At 69.9% G+C, this 18,280-nt stretch carries 19 protein-coding genes; 16 read left to right on the forward strand and 3 right to left on the reverse strand.

Annotated features, from left to right (window positions below; all coding sequences use genetic code 11):
- Nucleotides 1–38 precede the first annotated feature (38 nt).
- The 3 genes from KV106_RS20755 to KV106_RS20765 are packed head-to-tail and all read left to right on the forward strand — an operon-like array spanning nt 39 to nt 2,005.
- Entirely contained in the window at nt 39–962 is a 924-nt protein-coding gene (locus tag KV106_RS20755) for a LysR family transcriptional regulator (RefSeq protein ID WP_261212051.1), read from the forward strand.
- Between the two features lie 30 nt (nt 963–992).
- Nucleotides 993–1,502 (forward strand): flavin reductase family protein, encoded by a 510-nt coding sequence (locus KV106_RS20760; protein ID WP_261212053.1) that lies wholly within the window; start codon nt 993–995, stop codon nt 1,500–1,502.
- Complete coding sequence (locus tag KV106_RS20765; RefSeq protein WP_261212055.1) at nt 1,499–2,005, forward strand: BON domain-containing protein; 507 nt, start codon at nt 1,499–1,501, stop codon at nt 2,003–2,005. Before KV106_RS20760 ends, KV106_RS20765 begins: the two co-directional genes overlap by 4 nt.
- Before the next feature lie 19 nt (nt 2,006–2,024).
- Here KV106_RS20765 and KV106_RS20770 read toward each other — a convergent pair whose 3' ends face one another.
- Nucleotides 2,025–2,351, reverse strand: coding sequence for a DMT family transporter (locus tag KV106_RS20770; protein WP_261212057.1), 327 nt, complete (start codon nt 2,349–2,351; stop codon nt 2,025–2,027).
- A 170-nt stretch (nt 2,352–2,521) separates the two neighbouring features.
- Here KV106_RS20770 and KV106_RS20775 point away from each other — a divergent pair, with 170 nt between their 5' ends.
- Nucleotides 2,522–3,424, forward strand: coding sequence for a DMT family transporter (locus KV106_RS20775; RefSeq protein WP_057592405.1), 903 nt, complete (start codon nt 2,522–2,524; stop codon nt 3,422–3,424).
- Between the two features lie 13 nt (nt 3,425–3,437).
- Nucleotides 3,438–4,379, forward strand: a complete 942-nt coding sequence (locus tag KV106_RS20780) for a glutaminase (protein ID WP_261212059.1) — start codon at nt 3,438–3,440, stop codon at nt 4,377–4,379.
- Nucleotides 4,380–4,385: 6 nt separating this feature from the next.
- Here the strand turns inward: KV106_RS20780 and KV106_RS20785 are convergent, their stop codons facing one another.
- Together KV106_RS20785 and KV106_RS20790 are read right to left on the reverse strand one after the other, a co-directional pair.
- Nucleotides 4,386–5,585 (reverse strand): AGE family epimerase/isomerase, encoded by a 1,200-nt coding sequence (locus KV106_RS20785; RefSeq protein ID WP_261212060.1) that lies wholly within the window; start codon nt 5,583–5,585, stop codon nt 4,386–4,388.
- Nucleotides 5,586–5,802: 217 nt separating this feature from the next.
- Nucleotides 5,803–6,789, reverse strand: a complete 987-nt coding sequence (locus KV106_RS20790; RefSeq protein WP_261212061.1) for an NAD-dependent epimerase/dehydratase family protein — start codon at nt 6,787–6,789, stop codon at nt 5,803–5,805.
- A 96-nt stretch (nt 6,790–6,885) separates the two neighbouring features.
- On the opposite strand from KV106_RS20790, the gene KV106_RS20795 reads away from it, so the two are divergent.
- The 11 genes from KV106_RS20795 to KV106_RS20845 all read left to right on the forward strand — a co-directional run bounded on the left by KV106_RS20795 (nt 6,886) and on the right by KV106_RS20845 (nt 18,200).
- Entirely contained in the window at nt 6,886–7,815 is a 930-nt protein-coding gene (locus KV106_RS20795) for a LysR family transcriptional regulator (RefSeq protein WP_261212062.1), read from the forward strand.
- The gene (locus KV106_RS20800; RefSeq protein ID WP_261212063.1) at nt 7,812–8,312 is read left to right on the forward strand and encodes a hypothetical protein; all 501 of its coding nucleotides are present in this window, start codon (nt 7,812–7,814) and stop codon (nt 8,310–8,312) included. The genes KV106_RS20795 and KV106_RS20800 overlap by 4 nt, the downstream gene beginning before the upstream one ends.
- Nucleotides 8,313–8,723: 411 nt before the next feature.
- Entirely contained in the window at nt 8,724–9,917 is a 1,194-nt protein-coding gene (gene urtA, locus KV106_RS20805) for an urea ABC transporter substrate-binding protein (protein ID WP_261212064.1), read from the forward strand.
- Nucleotides 9,918–9,922: 5 nt separating this feature from the next.
- Nucleotides 9,923–10,825 carry an urea ABC transporter permease subunit UrtB gene (urtB, locus tag KV106_RS20810; protein ID WP_261212065.1) on the forward strand — a complete coding sequence of 301 codons (903 nt, stop codon included), beginning with the start codon at nt 9,923–9,925 and terminating at the stop codon, nt 10,823–10,825.
- Nucleotides 10,826–10,835: 10 nt separating this feature from the next.
- A complete protein-coding gene (gene urtC, locus KV106_RS20815) occupies nt 10,836–11,885 on the forward strand; it encodes an urea ABC transporter permease subunit UrtC (RefSeq protein ID WP_203203612.1) in 1,050 nt (349 codons plus the stop codon).
- 14 nt (nt 11,886–11,899) lie between these two features.
- A complete protein-coding gene (urtD, locus tag KV106_RS20820) occupies nt 11,900–12,682 on the forward strand; it encodes an urea ABC transporter ATP-binding protein UrtD (RefSeq protein ID WP_261212072.1) in 783 nt (260 codons plus the stop codon).
- A gap of 13 nt (nt 12,683–12,695) precedes the next feature.
- Nucleotides 12,696–13,385 (forward strand): urea ABC transporter ATP-binding subunit UrtE, encoded by a 690-nt coding sequence (gene urtE / locus KV106_RS20825; protein ID WP_057592373.1) that lies wholly within the window; start codon nt 12,696–12,698, stop codon nt 13,383–13,385.
- A gap of 39 nt (nt 13,386–13,424) precedes the next feature.
- Nucleotides 13,425–14,462 (forward strand): aliphatic amidase, encoded by a 1,038-nt coding sequence (locus KV106_RS20830; protein WP_209540343.1) that lies wholly within the window; start codon nt 13,425–13,427, stop codon nt 14,460–14,462.
- A gap of 19 nt (nt 14,463–14,481) precedes the next feature.
- On the forward strand, nt 14,482–15,300 hold the full coding sequence (locus KV106_RS20835; protein ID WP_057592371.1) for a CbbQ/NirQ/NorQ/GpvN family protein: 819 nt from the start codon (nt 14,482–14,484) through the stop codon (nt 15,298–15,300).
- Complete coding sequence (locus KV106_RS20840; protein ID WP_261212066.1) at nt 15,297–16,949, forward strand: nitric oxide reductase activation protein NorD; 1,653 nt, start codon at nt 15,297–15,299, stop codon at nt 16,947–16,949. The genes KV106_RS20835 and KV106_RS20840 overlap by 4 nt, the downstream gene beginning before the upstream one ends.
- Nucleotides 16,950–17,045: 96 nt before the next feature.
- Nucleotides 17,046–18,200, forward strand: a complete 1,155-nt coding sequence (locus KV106_RS20845) for an ABC transporter substrate-binding protein (RefSeq protein ID WP_057592369.1) — start codon at nt 17,046–17,048, stop codon at nt 18,198–18,200.
- The last annotated feature ends 80 nt before the right edge of the window (nt 18,201–18,280 follow it).

The following is an 18,280-nucleotide window of genomic DNA, read 5'->3' on the forward strand; positions in this document are numbered from 1 at the left end:
AATACGTCGATCGATTTGAAGAAAAACACAAGATCACGATGCAGCTGCGCCAGCTCCAGCACCTCGTCGCCCTCGCCGAGCAGGGCAGCTTCGGCCGCGCGGCCCAGGCCTCGCACCTCTCGCAGCCCGCGCTCTCGCGCAGCATCGAGGCGCTCGAGGAGGGCCTGCAGGTCCGGCTGATCGACCGCGCCTACGGCACGGTGCGCTTCACGCAGGCCGGCGAGCTGGTGCTGGCGCGCGCCCGCGAACTGCTGATCGACGCGCGCCAGCTCAAGGAGGACGTGCTGCAGCTCGAGGGCCTGGCCGCCGGCAGCCTGCAGGTGGGCCTGGGGCCGTTCGCGGCCGGCATGCTCGGGCGCGCGGCGCTGACCTTGCTGGTGCAGCGGCATCCGCAGCTCTCGGTGCGCACCGAGGTGGCCGACACCGCCACCCTGGCCGAGCGGCTGCACCGGCGCGAGATCGACCTGTTCATCGCCGACACGCGCGACCTCGCGCGCCAGGGCGGCCTCGAGACCATGCGACTGCCCGACGTGCCGGTCTCGTTCTTCGTGCAGCCGCGCCATCCGCTGCGCAGGCTGGCCTCGGTCACGCTCGAGCAGGCGATGGACTACCCGGTCGCAGGACCCAGGCTGCCCGCGCGCGTGGCCGCGCAGTTCGAGCGCCAGGCGAAGCGTGCCGGCCGCGGCGTGTTCAACCTGGTCTGCGACGACACCGGCACCCTGCGCCATCTCGCGCTCACGGCACGCGCCGTGGTGCTCGCGCCCGATGCGCCGGCCTTCCGCCACGAGACCCAGCCGCTGGTGCCATTGCCCATCGCGGGCCTCGAGGGCATGCGCACCCACTACGGCCTGGTCAGGCTCGCGGGCCGCACGCCCTCGCCGGCCGCGGCGGCCTACACCCGCTTCGTGACCGAGGTGATGTCGGCCGCGCCGGGGACGGGAAGGACGGGTGCGCCAGAATAGGCCCCTGCCCTCCACCGTTCCCGCTCCCTCGTGACCACCTTGCGCCGCGCCCAGCCGCCCACCTTCTCGTCCGCTGAATTCCGCGCGGCGCTCGGCATGTTCGCCACCGGCGTGACGATCGTCACGGCACGCGCGGCCAACGGCGCGCTGGTCGGGCTCACGGCCAACTCCTTCAATTCGGTCTCGCTGTCGCCGCCGCTGGTGCTGTGGAGCCTGTCGCGCAGCGCCGCCTCGATGGCCGCGCTGCGGGCCGGCTCTCACTACACGGTGAACATCCTCGCGGCCAGCCAGAAGACGCTGGCCGAGCGCTTCGCCACCAAGGACATCGACCGCTGGGCCGACGTGGCCTTCACCGAGGGCCTGGGCGGCGCGCCGGTGCTCGCGGGCGCCGCGGCGAGCTTCGAGTGCTTCAACCGCAGCCGCTACGACGAGGGTGACCACGTGATCTTCGTCGGCGAGGTGGAGCGCTGCAGCCACGACGCCGGCGCCTCGCCGCTGTTGTTCCACGGCGGCCGCTTCTACACGGAACATCCCTTGTGAAGCACGCGGCGTCGATGCTCGCCCTGCTGTGCGCCGTTGCCGCGCCGCATGCGGCGAACGCGCAGGACGCCGCCTCGCCCGCCAAGCAGAACTGGTTCGACGATCCGTTCTTCCGCGTCTCGGCCGGACTGCCGGGCTGCCCCGAACCCGAAGGCCCGTTCTACACGGCCGAGGAGCGCCGCATCCAGATCCATTCGCGGCTGGAGCGCGGCACCAGCTGCTGGCTCGCGGGCAAATGCAGCGACAGCAACGCCTACCGCTACGACAAGCCGCTCGCGCCCAAGGTGCGCGCCGCGCTCGAGGCGGTGCCGGGCCTGCGCCGGGGCAGCGTGTGGGTCATGGTGCAGCGGCGCTGGGTCTACCTGCAGGGCTGCGTGCCCTCGCCCGCGCTGGCGCGCCAGCTCGAACGCGCGGCGCGCGCGCTGCCCGACGTCGAGGCGGTGGTGCCCGACCTGATGGTGGGCACGCGCGGCAAGCCGCCGTACCCGGTCGCGGGGCGCTGAAGCCTCGGCGCGGATCGAGTCAGCGCGGGTCGAGGTGGAGCACGACCACGCCGAGCACGATCATCGCCACGCCGAGGCAGCGCGCGAGCGTGACTGCTTCGCCGAACAGGAAGACGCCGCAGACGGCGATCAGCGCGGTGCCGGCGCCGGCCCAGACCGCGTAGGCCAGGCCGACCTCGAGCTGCCGCACCGCCAGCGCCATGAGCCAGATCGCGAGCGCATAGGCCGCCGCCACCACGGCCGAGGGCAGTGCGCGCGTGAAGCCGTCGGCGTGACGCAGCGCGATGGTTCCGACGACCTCCGCCGCGATGCTGGCCGCGAGCAGCAGCCACGAAAAATTCCGCATGCCCATGCATGCCTCCCGGGCCCCGCATCTATACCGGATGCGGAACCAGGAACGGGAGGGGCGGTACCCGGGAACGAAACCCGGATGGTAGCGGGGAAGCGCCCGCGCGCTAGGATCGTCGGCGCCCCCGCGCGATGCGGGCGCGCCGCCTTGCGAAGAACGAACAACAGATGATCCAGAGAAAAACCCACCTCGACGCGCTCGCCATCGGCCTGCTCGTCGTCTGCTGCGCCTTCTGGGGCCTGCAGCAGATCCTCATCAAGACCACCGTGGCCGAGGTGCCGCCGATGTGGCAGGCCTCGATGCGCATGGCCGGCGCGGTCGTGCTGCTGGGGCTGTGGTGCGCCTGGCGCAAGGTGCCGCTGTTCGAGCGCGACGGCACGCTGCCCGGCGGCCTGCTCGCGGGGTTGCTGTTCGCGGGAGAGTTCGCGGGCATCTACCTGGGCCTACAGCTCACCAGCGCCTCGCGGCTCACGGTGTTCCTCTACACGGCGCCGTTCTGGGTCTCGCTGTTCCTGCCGCGCTGGGTGCCGGCCGAGCGGCTGCGCGGCCTGCAGTGGGCCGGGCTCGCGATCGCCTTCGCGGCCGTGGTGCTGGCCTTCAGCGAAGGCTTCGGCCACACCTCCTCGTCGCAGCTGCGCGGCGACGCGCTGGCACTGGCCGCCGGCATGCTGTGGGGCCTGACCACGCTGACGCTGCGCGCCACCAGACTCGCCACCGCGAGCGCCGAGAAGACGCTGTTCTACCAAGTTGCCGTGACGGCCGCGGTCTGCCCTCTGATCTCGCTGCTGCTCGGCGAGACCTGGGGCACGCACTACTCGGCCTGGGCCTGGACCTCGATCGCGCTGCAGACCGTGATCGGCGCCTTCGCGAGCTACCTCGCGTGGATGTGGATGCTGCGCCACTACCCGGCCACGCAGATGTCCTCCTTCACCTTCCTCACGCCGCTGTTCGCGCTGGTGTTCGGCGTGCTGCTGCTGTCCGAGCCGCTCACGCCGCAGCTGGTGGTGGCGCTGGCCGGCGTGGCGGTGGGCATCGTGCTGGTCAACCGCGGCGGCGCGCGCCGCGCCTGAAGGAACGAGCGACATGGCGACATCCACCCGATTCCAGCCCGTGCTCGACGAGATCGCGGCCGCGATGCAACCGCTGCTGGGCCAGGCCGGCACGGTGGCCAGCTACATTCCGGCGCTCGCGCGCGTCGACGCGCGGCAGTTCGGCATCGCGCTGCGCACCTGCGACGGCGAGGAGGCCGCGGCCGGCGATGCCGACACACCGTTCTCGATCCAGAGCGTGTCCAAGCTGTTCACGCTCACGCTCGCGATGCAGGCCGTGGGCGACGCGCTGTGGGAGCGCATCGGCCGCGAGCCCTCGGGCAATCCGTTCAACTCGCTGGTGCAGCTCGAGAACGAGCAGGGCAAGCCGCGCAATCCCTTCATCAATGCCGGCGCGATCGCGGTCGCCGACCGGCTCGTGAGCCATGCGCGCGCCGAGGGCGGCAGCGCCAAGGCGCGCATCCTCGCGCTCATGGCCAGCCTGGCGGGCGAGCCCGTGGGCTTCGACGAGGAGGTCGCGCGCTCGGAGGCCGAGACCGGCTTTCGCAACGTGGCGCTGGCCAACTTCATGAAGAGCTTCGGCAAGCTCGACAACGACGTGGCCGAGGTGCTCGACACCTACTTCCACCAGTGCGCGCTGCGCATGAGCTGCCGCCAGCTCGCGCGCGCCGCCGGCTACCTGTGCCGCGACGGCGCGCACCCGATCGACGGCGAGGCCGCGATCACCAGCGAGCGCCAGACCCGGCGCATCAACGCGCTGATGCTCACCTGCGGCACCTACGACGCCGCGGGCGACGTGGCCTTCTCGATCGGCCTGCCCTGCAAGAGCGGCGTGGGCGGCGGCATCGTGGCCGTGGTGCCCGACCGGCTCACGCTCAGCGTATGGTCGCCCGCGCTCGATGCCACCGGCAACTCGCTGCTGGGCATGAAGGCGCTCGAGATGTTCGTGGCGCGCACGGGGCTGTCGGTGTTCTGAATTGCTTCAGGCGCCGAGCGCGCGCAGCACGTCGTGGCAGGCGCCCATCGTGTGGTAGTCGGTCTTGCCGGCGGGGCTCTTCTCGTCGCCGAGCTTGCGGTTGTCGCGCGACAGGATGCGAAACCAGGCGCCATGCTCGTGGTCGACCATGTGCCGCCAGGCGTAGTCCCAGATCCGGTCGTACCAGTCCCAGTAGCGCGACTCGCCGGTGCGCACCGCGAGCAGCGCGGCGGCCGCGAAGCTCTCGGCCTGCACCCAGAAGTACTTGTCGCCGTCGTAGAGCGCGCCCTCGGGATCGAAGCCGTAGACCAGGCCGCCGAACTCGGCGTCCCAGCCATGGCGCATCGCCGCCTCGAACAGCGACTGCGCGCGCGGCAGCATCCAGCCCGTCTCCACGCCCCGGCCGGCGAGCAGGCCCTCGAGCTGCAGCAGCAGCTTGGCCCACTCGGTCAGGTGGCCGGTCTGGAAGCCCCAGGGCTTGAAGATGTCGGCGCGGTTGCCGCGGTTGTGGTCGGCATCGACCGACCAGTCCTCGTGGAAGTGCTCCCAGACCCGGCCCCCGGTCAGGTCGGCCTGGCGCAGCGCGATCGCCTGCGCCAGCGTCGCCGCGCGGTCGAGGTACTTCGCGTCGCCCGTGGCCTCGAAAGCCGCCATCATCGCCTCGCAGGCATGCATGTTGGCGTTCTGGCCGCGGTAAGGAGACACGGTCCCGTCGGCAGTGGCTTCGTTCGCATAGAGCTGGTGGCGCGGCTCCCAGAAATGCTGCTCGAGCAGCTGCCAGGTCCTCTCGATGCCCGCGCGCGCCTCGTCCACGCCGGCCATCGCCGCATGCGCATGCGCTAGCAGCACGAAGACCAGGCCATAGCAGTAGTGGGTGCCGTCGCGCACCTGCGCGCGGCCCTCGTGCCAGTCGAGTTCCCACAGGTAACCGCCCTGCGGATGCGCATGGGCGTGGTGCAGGAACGCGAGGCCGTGGCGCGTCGCCGCCAGGTGCTCGGGCCGGCCGAAGCGACGCCAGGCGGTGGCGTTGTTGAAGACGAAGCGCGTGCTGCTCACCAGGTGGCGCGTGCGGCGGTCGTAGACCGTGCCGTCGTCCTTGAAGAAGTGGAAGAAGCCGCCGCTCGGATCGAGGCTGCGACCGTCGTAGAACGCGAGCGTGTGCTGCACGTGGCCGAGCAGGAATTCGGGCGAGCGGAAGTCGGGCATGGCAGGAAGGGCTGGGTTGCGATGGCTGAGCGCGGCACCTCAGGCTATCAGCATCCCGGCCCGATCGTCGAAAAACGACGCCCTTGCGCAGTGCTCACAAGGTGTGAAGAAACCGTAGCGAGCGCCCCGAGGTCGTGCCGAGGACCGGAGCCGTACTCTGTACGGTGAGGACCGCAGGTGCGAGATCGGGGCGCGCAGTAGGTTTATTCACACCTTGTCAGGCCAGCGCCGCGCGCGGCGCCGCCTGCAGGCAACCCATGCCCTCGAGCGCGGTCTCGACCGCCTCGTCGAGCGGCGTATGCGGCTCGCGGCCGAGCAGCGCCACCAGCTTCGCGTTGTCCATGGCCACGGGCGTGCGCCACAGGTAGCGCATCTCGCGCAGCTCGCGGAAGGTGGCGACGAAGGGCGAGGCCAGCAGCAGCGGCCACCACGGGAAGGCCGACACGCGCACCTGCGTGCCGGTGCGGCGCGCCACCACGCGGCGGATGGCATCGGCCATGCGCGTGCCGTCGGCGTCCCAGTGGCCGGCCATGTGGAAGCTGGCGAAGGGCTCGACCCGATCGCGCCGCGCCAGCAGCTCGACCATGGTGCGGGCCACGTCGGGCAGGTACGACCACAGGTGGCCGACGCCGGCATCGCCGGGATAGCTCACGCCCCTGACCGGCTGCCCTGCCTTCACAAGGCCCTGCGAGAACCAGTTGTTGCCGGCCTTCGGACCGAAGAAGTCGCCGGCGCGCACGATCAGCACGCGCGCGCTCTCGCGGCTGGCCAGCTCGAGGCGGCGCTCCATCTCGACCCGGATCGCGCCCTTGCGCGTGGCCGGATGCTGGGGCGCATCCTCGGCCAGCAGCGGGAAGGCATCGGCGCCGTAGTTGTAGACGTTGCCGGGCAGCACGATGGTCGCGCCCTCGGCCTTGGCTGCCGCGATCGTGTGGTCGAGCATCGGCAGCACCAGTTCCGACCAGCGGCGGTAGCCGGGCGGGTTGACCGCATGCACGATGACGGCGCAGCCGCGCGCGGCCTCGCGCACGTCCCGCGCATCCATCGCGTCGCCGCCCACCCAGTCGATGCCGTCGCGCCGCTCCGGCACCGCGCCGCGCTTCATCGCGCGCACCCGCCATCCCGCGTCGCGCAGCTGGCGTGCCATCTCGCCGCCGACGCCGCCCGTCGCGCCCAGAACCAGAACCGTGTCGTTGCTTGCCATGAAACATCTCCAGAACAGTGATCGATGGATGAATTCTGGGCAGGCCGGGGTTGGAATGGAATTGCCGAACATGAGCCATCAGCCATACATTTATGCATGACCTGGACCATCAGCTGGGAGCTCTACCGCTCCTTCCTCGGCGTGCTGCGCGAGGGCTCCCTCTCGGGCGCGGCGCGCGCGCTCGGCATCACGCAACCCACCGTCGGGCGCCACGTCGCGGCGCTCGAGGAGGCGCTCGAGGTGGTGCTCTTCACGCGCTCGCAGGTCGGACTGCTGCCCACCGAGGTGGCGCTGGCGCTGCGCACGCATGCCGAGGCCATGGAGAGCACGGCCGCCTCGCTGCAGCGCGCGGCCAGCGGCCAGGGCGAAGGCGTGCGCGGCGTGGTGCGGGTATCGACCAGCGAGGTGGTCGCGGTGGAGGTGCTGCCGCCGATCGTGGTGAAGCTGCGCGAGGCCCATCCCGCGCTCAAGGTCGAGCTGGTGTCGACCAACCGCGTGCAGGACCTGCTGCGGCGCGAGGCCGACATCGCGGTGCGCATGGTGCGCCCGCGCCAGGAGCAATTGGTGGCGCGCCGCATCGGCGACATCGAGCTGGGCTTCCATGCCCATCCCGACTACCTCGCGCGCCACGGCACGCCGCGCACGGCCGAGGAGCTGATGCGCCACACGCTGATCGGCTACGACCAGCCCACGGCCTTCGTGCGCGACGCGATCAAGTCCTTCAAGGGCTTCACGCGCGACGCCTTCTCGCTGCGCACCGACAGCGACCTCGCGCAGATGGCGCTGATCCGCGCCGGCGCCGGCATCGGCGTGTGCCAGGTCGCGCTGGCGCGGCGCGGCCCGGCGCTGGTGCGGCTGCTGCCGCGCGCGCTGTCGCTGAAGCTCGAGACCTGGGTCACGATGCACGAGGACCTGCGCGCGAGCCCGCGCTGCCGCGTCACCTTCGACGCGCTGGCCGAGGGGCTGCAGGCCTACATCGCCGGCCAGGGGACAATGGCACGCGCAAGAACCTCCGCCTCCGAATGACCGACACGACCCCGACCACCGAATCCGACGACATCCTCCCGCTGCAACAGGACCGCCTCTGGCGCGACGAGCGCTGGACCGCCCGCATCATCAAGAACGAGGAGGACGACGGCTGGGCCGTCGAGATGACGCGCCATGGCGATCCCGAGCCCGCGCTGGTCGGCCCCTGGACCATGGGCCGCGACAAGAAGAACCCCAAGCCGCTCGACGGCCCCGCCTTCTCCACGCTGGTGAAGACCGCGGCCGAGGTGATCCGCCGCCACGAGCAGCAGCTGCACGCCACGCTCAACCGCAGCGTGACGGTGAGCGCCGGCGAGCGGCGCATCCGCGTCACGCTGGCCATCGTGCCCGACGAGGACAACCCCTCGGCCACGCTGAGCGCCTTCGACGACGCCGACGACAGCGAGCTCGCGCGCGTGAACGTGCCGGCCTCGTTCAAGCTCAGCGCCACCAGCGCCTCGGCCTGGATCGACGCGGACTTCGCGCGCCCGCGCTGACCTCCGTCGCAGTGGCCCCAGGCGCGCCTGTGCGCGCAAATAGCACAGTCCCCGCCGCCACGCCAATCCGCACAACAACGTATTTGCAGACCGGCGCGGGTTGAGAAGAATCCGCCGCAACGAGCAATCGTTACCAGTCATGCGACGCCCGCTGCCAATGCTGCCAGCGAGGTGTCGGGCAACAAGGCCCGAATCGGTTTGAACACCGGTTCGGGCCTTTTTGTTTTTTCGGTCGCAACAGGGCTTTCGTCGAAACGGATGCATGCATCCGCTGGCGGAGCTTTGCCCGAAGCGAAAGCACTGGCGACGAAGCGCCCGTTTGCAGGGCCGCGTGGCGGGAGGAGACACCCCAAGCGCGGTTCCGAAGGTCGGATCTTCCTGACGACTCGCACAACCACAAAGGAATTTGACATGACGAACGCTTTCAACCGCCGCCAGATCGTGAAGACCGGCGGCTCGATGATCGTGCTGGGCGCCGCGGGCGGCATGGCACCGCTGGCCTTCGCGCAGGACGGCGGCACGGTGAAGCTCGGGCTGCTGCATTCGCTCTCAGGCACGATCGCGATCGCCGAGGCCTCGCTGGTCGACGCCGAGAAGCTCGCGATCGAGGAGATCAACGCCGCCGGCGGCGTGCTCGGCAAGAAGATCGAGGCCGTGGTGGAAGACGGCGCGAGCGAGAACCCGGTGTTCGCCGAGAAGGCGCGCAAGCTGCTCGAGCGCGACAAGGTGGCAGCCATCATCGGCTGCTACACCTCGGCCTCGCGCAAGGCGCTGCTGCCGGTGCTCGCCCAGGCCAAGGGCCTGCTGTTCTATCCCACCTACTACGAGGGCCAGGAGCAGGACAAGCGCGTGTTCTATCCCTCGCAGGAAGCCACGCAGTCGGTGATCGCGGCGGTCGAATGGATGGCGCGCGAGAAAGGCAAGAACTTCTTCCTCGTGGGCTCCGACTACATCTATCCGCGCACCTGCAACAAGATCGCCAAGCCCGCGATCGCCAAGGCCGGCGGCAAGGTGCTCGGCGAGGAATACGCGCCGCTGGGCCACACCGAGTTCTCCTCGATCATCAACAAGATCAAGGCCGCCAGGCCCGACTGCATCTACAGCACGGTGGTCGGCGGCTCGAACGTGGCCTTCTACAAGCAGCTGCGCGCGGCCGGGCTAGACGGCACGAAGCAGGTGCTGCTGTCGACCGTGGTGTCGGAGAACGAGATCGAAGGCATCGGCAAGGACAACGCCGCGGGCTACTACGCCTGCATGGGCTACTTCCAGAGCATCAAGTCGCCGGCCAACGAGAAGTTCGTGAAGGCCTTCAAGGCCAAGTACGGCCAGGACCGCGTGATCGGCGACCCGATGGAGGTGGCCTACAACAGCGTCTACCTCTGGAAGCTGGCGGTGGAGAAGGCCAGGTCCTTCGAGGTCGACAAGGTCACGGCCGCCGCCGCGGGCGTGGAGATCGAGGCGCCCGAGGGCACGGTGCGCGTGCACGCCACCAACCACCACGTGTGGAAGAAGGTGCGCGTGGGCCGCGCGCGGCCCGACGGGCAGTTCGACATCGTCTGGGAATCGCCGCAACTGGTCGAGCCCAACCCGTTCCCGAAGGTCTGAACGCGATGAACTTCGACATCGCGGTGATGCAGGTGTTCAACGGCGTGAGCCTGTTCACCATCCTGCTTCTGATGGCGATCGGGCTGGCCATCGTGTTCGGCCTGATGGGCGTCATCAACATGGCGCACGGCGAGCTGATGGCGCTCGGTGCCTACATGACTTACCTGGCGTCGCGCTTCTTCGAGCACTACGCGCCGGGCTTCATGGACCTCTACCTGTTCGCCGCGATCCCGTTCGCGTTCGCCGTGACCTTCGCGTTCGGCTATGTGCTGGAGCGCGGCTTCATCCGCTTCTTCTACGACCGGCCGCTCGACACCCTGCTCGCGACCTGGGGCCTGAGCCTCATGCTGCAGCAGGCCTACCGCTCGCTGTTCGGCGCGCAGGAAGTCAGCGTGCCGCTGGCCTCCTGGCTCGCCGGCGCGTGGGAGCCCACACCGGGCATCCAGCTGCCGCTCACGCGCCTGTTCATCGTGGGGCTCACGGCCGTCGTCGCCATCGGTGTCTACCTGCTGCTCTACCGCACCTCCTGGGGGCTGAAGGTGCGCGCGGTGACGCAGAACCGCGCGATCGCGGGCGCGGTCGGCATCGACACGCAGCGCGTCGATGCGCTGACCTTCGCGCTGGGCGCGGGCCTGGCGGGCATCGCGGGCGCGGTGTTCACGATGATCGGCTCGACCAATCCCGGCACCGGCCAGCTCTACATCGTCGACTCCTTCATCGTGGTGGTGTTCGGCGGCGTGCAAAGCCTGGTCGGCACCGCGCTCTCGGGCTTCGCCATCGCGCAGTCGCAGACCTGGCTCGAGTACCTGATGAGCGGCTCGATGGCCAAGGCCACGATCCTGCTGCTGGTGATCGCGGTGCTCTACGTGCGGCCCAACGGGCTGTTCGCGACCCGCTCGAGGAGCTGAGCGCATGGGCATGAAGCTTTCTCCCCAACGCCGCGGCGACCTCGTCGGGCTGGCGGCCGTGCTGCTGCTGCTGGCCGTGGTGCTGCCGGCCACGCTCGATCCGTTCCGTCTCAACCTCGTGAGCAAGTACCTGGCCTTCGCCTTCGTCGCGATCGGCGTGGTGCTGACCTGGGGCTACGGCGGCGTGCTGAGCCTGGGCCAGGGCCTGTTCTTCGGCCTCGGCGGCTACATGATGGCGATGTTCCTCAAGCTCGAGGCCTCGGCGCCCGAGCTACCGGACTTCATGGTCTGGAGCAGCGTCGAGCAGCTGCCCTCGTGGTGGATCCCCTTCCACTCGCTGGGCTGGACCCTGGTCGGCATCCTCGCGATCCCCGCCCTGCTCGCCTACGTGTTCTCGTACGCGATCTTCAAGCGGCGCGTGAGCGGCGTGTACTTCGCGATCGTCACGCTGTCGCTGGCGCTCACGCTCACCGTGGTGGTGATCGGCCAGCAGGGCGACACCGGCGGCGCCAACGGCATCACCGACTTCCGCACGCTGCTGGGGTGGGACATCGCGGGCGACGCGGCCAAGCGGACCATGTACTTCATCGAGGTGGCGGCCGTCGCGCTCGCGATGATGGGGGCGCTGCTGATCGTGCGCAGCCGCTTCGGCAAGATCCTGATCGCCATCCGCGACCGCGAGGACCGCGTGCGCTTCAGCGGCTACAACACGGCGCACATGAAGGCCTTCGTGTTCGCGGTGGCGGCCCTGCTGTCGGCCATCGGCGGCGCCTTCTACAGCCTGCAGGTGGGGCTGATCGCGCCCGGCGTGATCGGCGTGGTGGCCTCGGTCGAGATGGTGATCTACGCGGCCGTGGGCGGGCGGCTCTCGATTCCCGGCGCGGTGATCGGCGCGCTCCTGATCGGCTTCCTCAAGTCCTACCTGTCGGAGACCTTCCCCGAGGGCTGGCTCTACTTCCTCGGCGCGGTCTTCATCCTCGTGGTGTGGGCGATGCCGAACGGCCTGGCGGGCCTGGGCGAGAAGCTGCTGCGCCGCCGCGGCGCGGAGGCCGCGCCATGAACGCGACGCTGGCGATGCCCAACGGCGGCCTGCCGCAGGCGGCCTCGGCCGTGCCGCCCTCGAACGAGCAGATCCTGCGCGTCGAGGACCTCACGGTCTCCTTCGACGGCTTCAAGGCGGTCGACGGCCTGAGCCTCTCGGTCGAGCGCAACGAACTGCGCGTGATCATCGGCCCGAACGGCGCGGGCAAGACCACGCTGCTCGACATGGTCTGCGGCAAGACCCGGCCCAGCGCGGGCCGGGTGCTGTTCAACGGCCAGGACCTGGGCCGCATGAACGAGCATGAGATCGTGCGCGCCGGCGTGGGCCGCAAATTCCAGACGCCTTCGGTCTACGAGGACCTCACGGTGCTCGAGAACTTCGAGATCTCGCTGCCGCGCATGCACGGGCTGTGGCAGTCGCTGAGCTTCCGCCGCACCCGCGCGCTGCGCGAGCGCATCGAGGCGATGGCCACCGAGGTGTTCCTGCTCGAGCGCCTCGACCGCCGCGCGGGCCAGCTGAGCCACGGCCAGAAGCAGTGGCTCGAGATCGGGATGCTGCTGATGCAGGAGCCCGAGCTGCTGCTGCTCGACGAGCCCGTGGCCGGCATGAGCCCGCGCGAGCGCGAGCAGACCGGCGACCTGCTGCGCCGCATCTCGGTGGGCAAGTCGGTGGTGGTGATCGAACACGACATGGATTTCGTCAAGCGCATCGCGCACCGCGTGACCGTGCTGCACCAGGGCCGGCTGCTCAGCGAGGGCACGGCCGCCGAGGTGCAGGCCGACCCGCGCGTGATCGACGTCTACCTCGGCCATTGAAGGAGCCCACCGCATGCTCGAAGTCTCCGCACTCGATGTCGCCTATGGCGAGTCGCACGTGATCCACGATGTCTCGCTGCGCGTCGCGCCCGACGAGGCGGTCGCCGTCATGGGCCGCAACGGCATGGGCAAGACCACGCTGCTGAAGTCGCTGATCGGCCTCTTGCCCGCGCGCGGCGGCAGCATCCGCCTCAACGGCACCGAGCTCACCCGGCTGCCGAGCCACCAGCGCGTGGCGCAGGGCCTGGCCTTCGTGCCGCAGGGGCGCATGGTGTTCCCGCACCTCACGGTGGAGCAAAACATCCTCTCGGGCGCCGCGCGCTCGGGCCACCGCACGGTGCCCGACTACCTCTACCGCTTCTTCCCGGTGCTGCAGGACATGCGGCTGCGCAAGGCCGGCAACCTCTCGGGCGGCCAGCAGCAGATGCTGGCGATCGCGCGCGCGCTGATCTCCGAGCCCAAGGTGCTGATCCTCGACGAGCCCACCGAGGGCATCCAGCCTTCGATCATCAAGGAGATCGCGCAGACGCTGAACGTGCTGCGCGCCGAGCGCGGCTTCGCGATCGTGGTGTCGGAGCAGGTGCTGAGCTTCGCGCTCGCGCTGGCCGACCGCTTCCTCGTGATCGACCGCGGCCGCCTGGTGCACGACGAGGCGCGCGCCACGCTCGACCAGGACAAGGTCCGCTCTTTCCTCACTGTCTGAACCCCTTCCCTTCCCAACCACCCCTTCAGGAGCAGCGTCATGAGACATGGTGATATTTCGAGCAGCAACGATTGCGTCGGCGTCGCGGTCGTCAACTACAAGATGCCCCGCCTTCACACCAAGGCCGAGGTGCTCGACAACGCGCGCAAGATCGGCGAGATGCTGGTCGGCATGAAGAAAGGTTTGCCCGGCATGGACCTGGTGATCTTTCCCGAGTACTCCACGCACGGGATCATGTACGACGCCAAGGAGATGTACGACACGGCCGCCTCGGTGCCCGGCGAGGAGACCGCGATCTTCGCCGACGCCTGCCGGCGCGCCAACGTCTGGGGCGTGTTCTCGCTGACCGGCGAGCGCCACGAGGAGCATCCGAACAAGGCGCCCTACAACACGCTGATCCTCATGAACAACCAGGGCGAGATCGTCCAGAAGTACCGCAAGATCATGCCGTGGGTGCCGATCGAGGGCTGGTACCCGGGCGACTGCACCTACGTCAGCGAAGGCCCCAAGGGCATGAAGATGAGCCTGATCATCTGCGACGACGGCAACTATCCCGAGATCTGGCGCGACTGCGCGATGCGCGGCGCCGAGCTCATCATCCGCTGCCAGGGCTACATGTACCCGGCCAAGGAGCAGCAGATCCTGGTGTCGAAGGCGATGGCTTTCATGAACAACACCTACGTGGCGGTGGCCAACGCGGCCGGCTTCGACGGCGTGTACTCGTACTTCGGCCACTCGGCGCTGATCGGCTTCGACGGCCGCACGCTCGGCGAATGCGGCGAGGAGGAGATGGGCATCAACTACGCCGAGCTCTCGATGGGCCTGATCCGCGACGCGCGGCGCAACGGCCAGTCGCAGAACCACCTGTTCAAGCTGGTGCACCGCGGCTACACCGGCACCATCAACTCGGGCGACGGCGACAAGGGCGTGGCGGCCTGCCCCTACAACTTCTACACCCAGTGGATCAACGACCCCGAGGGCACGCGCGAAATGGTGGAGTCGTTCACGCGCAGCACGGTGGGCACGCCCGAATGCCCGATCGAGGGGATTCCGAACGAGCCGGCGAAGCACCGTTGAGCGGGAGCCGCGACACGCCATGAACGCACCCGTGCACGATCCGCTCGCGGCCTGGCGCATCGAGTCCGAGCCCTTCTACCGGCCCGCGGGCAACGAGGTGGCGCTGTACCGGCAGGCCTGGCGCCACCGCATGCCGCTGATCCTCAAGGGGCCGACCGGCTGCGGCAAGACGCGCTTCGTCGAGCACATGGCGTGGTCGCTGGGCCGGCCGCTGGTGACGCTGGCCTGCAACGAGGACATGACGGCCTCGGACCTGGTCGGGCGCTACCTGCTCGACGCCGACGGCACGGCCTGGCACGACGGGCCGCTGACGCTGGCGGTGCGCCATGGCGGCATCTGCTACCTCGACGAGGTGGTGGAGGCGCGGCAGGACACGACGGTGGTGATCCATCCGCTGACCGACGCGCGCCGCATCCTGCCGCTCGACAAGAAGGGCGAGCTGGTGCGCGCGCATCCCGACTTCCAGCTCGTGGTGTCGTACAACCCCGGCTACCAGAGCAGCGCCAAGGACCTCAAGCCCTCGACGCGCCAGCGCTTCGCGGCGCTGGAGTTCGACTACCCCGACGCCGTGCTCGAGGCCGAGATCGTGGCGCACGAGGCCGGCATCGACACCGCGCTGGCCGCGAAGCTGGTGGCGGTCGCGCACTGCTCGCGCGAACTCAAGCACCGCGGGCTCGACGAGGGCGTGTCGACGCGCATGCTGATCTACGCGGGCGTGCTGATCCGCGACGGCGTGACGCCGCGCGAGAGCTGCGAGATGACGATGACGCGCGCGCTGACCGACGACCCCGACATGGCGAGCGCGCTGCAGGGCTTCGTCGAGGCTCAGTTCGGATGACGCGCGACACGGGCAGCTTCGCCGCGCTGGGGCTGCTCGCGCGCGGGCTGGCCGGCATGGCGCTCGAGGTGCAGCCGCTGGTGGCGGGCGCGAAGCCGGGCACGCGCGCGGTGCTCGCGGCCGGGCGGCTGCTGGTTCCCGAGGACAGCCCGCCGGCGCTGCGCCGCGCGATGGTCGCGCATGCGGTGGCGCACCTGCGGCATTCGACGCCCGCGCGCCGCGCGAACACGCTGCGGCCGATGGGCATCGCGCTGGTGTCGGCGATCGAGGACGCGCGCGTCGAGCGGCTGCTGGTGCGCGACTTCCCCGGCCTGCATGGCTGGTTCGCCGACGCGCTGCCGCCCGCACCCGATCCGCTCGACCTGCGCTTCGAGGCGCTGCTGCTGCGCATGGACCGGCTGCTGCTGCGGCCCGAGTTGCACGACGGCAGCCACTGGGTCGAGAAGGCGCGCCGGCTGTTCGAGGACACCGCGGCGCGCGCGGATCTCGCGGACTACGAGGCCTTCCGCGCGATCGCCTCGATCCTGGCCAACGACCTCGGCCAGATGCGCGTGCGCTTCGAGCCCCAGGGTTACGCGGTGCCCGCGCCCTGGCGCGACGACAACAGCTGGCTCTGGGACTTCGGCGCCGACGCGACGCCGCCACCGCCCGACGAGGCGATCGCGCTGCAGCAGTCGGGCGCGCGCATGCCGCCGCCCTCCGACGCGGGCGATGCGGCCGCCGGCGCGCCACCCGAATTCGGCGACATGGAGCTGGGCCGCTACACCTATCCCGAATGGGACCGCCGCCTCGAGCGCCTGCGCCCCGACTGGTGCACGGTGATCGAGAAGCTTCCCGGGTGGCAGGGCCTGCTGCCGGCGCAGGCACAGGCCGCCCTGCGCGCCGAGAGCCTGCCGCCGCTGGCACTGCCGCGCGCGCGCCATCTGGACCGCCGGCACCGACTGCGGCGCCAGTGGGAGGGCGACGACATCGACCTCAATGCGGCGATCGAGGTGCTGGTCGAGCGGCGCCAGCGGCTGCGCCCCGACGCACGCCTGTTCATGCGCCCCGGCAAGGCGCCGCGGCCATCGAGCGTGCTGGTGCTGCTCGACCTGTCGGCCTCGGCCAACGATGCGGGCCCGCACGGCCTGTCGCTGCTCGAGATCGAGAAGCAGGCCGCGCTGATGCTCGCCGCCGCGCGGCTGCGCGGCGCGGACCGGCTCGCGGTGCACGGCTTCTCGTCGAACACGCGCGCCGAGGTCTATTACTACCGGCTGCTCGAGTTCGGCCAGCCGCTCTCGCCGCCCGCGCGCGCGACCATCGGCGCGGTGCGCGGGCGCTACTCGACGCGCATGGGCGCGGCGCTGCGGCATGCGGCGGCGCTGCTCGCGGACGAGCCCACGGGCCAGCGCGCCATCCTGCTGGTGACCGATGGCGCGCCGGCCGACATCGACGTGCACGATCCCAAGTACCTCGTCGAGGACGCGCGCGAAGCGGTGGCCGAGGCGCGCGGCGCGGGCGTGCGCACCGCCTGCATCGCGGTCGATGCCGCGGCCGACGCCTATGTGCGGCGCATCTTCGGCTGGCGCAACTATTGCATCGCCGACGATGCGCGCAGCCTGCCCGCGCGGCTCGCGCGCATGAGCGCGCGGCTGGCCGCGGCCCACTGACGAAAGCATCGAACTGCGATAGGGTGGAGCCCCGAACGAATCCCACACGAGACAGAAAAGACATGACGGCCCCTCACCCCTCACGGACGACCGCCCATGGCTGACAAGGATCCCATCCGCGTCGGCATCCTCTATTCGGAAACCGGCGTCACCTCGACCATCGGCCTGTCGCAGCTGCAGGGCGCGCTGCTCGGCATCGAGGAGATCAACGCGGCCGGCGGCATCGACGGCCGCGAGCTAGTCGCCGTGCGCCACGACCCGCAGTCGAACCCGGCGCGCTATGCGCAGCTGGCCGAGAAGCTGATCGTGCAGGACCGGGTCAACGTGATCTTCGGCTGCTACATGTCGAGCAGCCGCAAGGCGGTGATCCCGGTGATCGAGAAGTGGAACAAGCTGCTGTTCTACCCGACGCTCTACGAGGGCTTCGAGTATTCGGGCAACGTGATCTACACGGGCGCGGCGCCGAACCAGAACAGCGTGCAGCTGGCCGAGTTCATGACGACGAACTTCGGCGCGCGGGTCTACCTGATCGGCTCCGACTACATCTACCCCTACGAGTCGAACCGGATCATGGGCGAGCTGGTGATGCAGCGCCCCGGCAGCGAAAAACTCGGCGAGCACTACGCGGCGCTCGACGCGACCGAGAAGGACTACCGGGCCATCATGGCCGACATCCGCGACAAGCAGCCCGACTTCATCTTCTCGACGGTGGTGGGCGACTCCACCGCGAGCCTGTACCGCGCCTATGCCGAGGCCGGCTTCGACCCGAAGCGCATGCCGATCGCGAGCCTCACGACCTCCGAGGCCGAGATCTCGCAGATGGGGCGCGGGGTGGCGACGGGGCACTTCACGGCGGCACCCTACTTCCAGTCGATCGACTCGCCGGCCAACCAGCGCTGCTTGGCGCAGCTGCGCGCGCGCTTCGGCGACGGCTGCGTACCCAACCTGTGCTGGGAAGCGGCCTACTTCCAGATGCACATCTACGCCAATGCCTTCGCGCAGGCGGGCAGCGACGGCATCGCGGAGATCCTGCCGCACATCCTGGGGGCCGAGTTCGATGCGCCGCAGGGGCGGGTGAAGATCGACCCGTCGAACCACCACACCTGTCTCTATCCGCGCATCGGGCGTGTGGATGCGCAGGGGCAGTTCACCATCGTTCGGCAGGCGACGCGTGCCGTGTATCCCGATCCGTATCTGGTGACGCATTCGCTCGGGGACTGGACTGCGCGGCTCGATACGCTGGAGGTTTAGGGTGGAACGTGCTTTCTACCGTTGTGAGGGGGCTCACGCCGACGGGGTACTCCCCTCCGCGAATGTCCCCCGGCCTGCGG

It is taken from the genome of Variovorax endophyticus, from assembly GCF_025376855.1.
In the GTDB taxonomy this organism is placed as follows: Bacteria; Pseudomonadota; Gammaproteobacteria; order Burkholderiales; family Burkholderiaceae_C; genus Variovorax.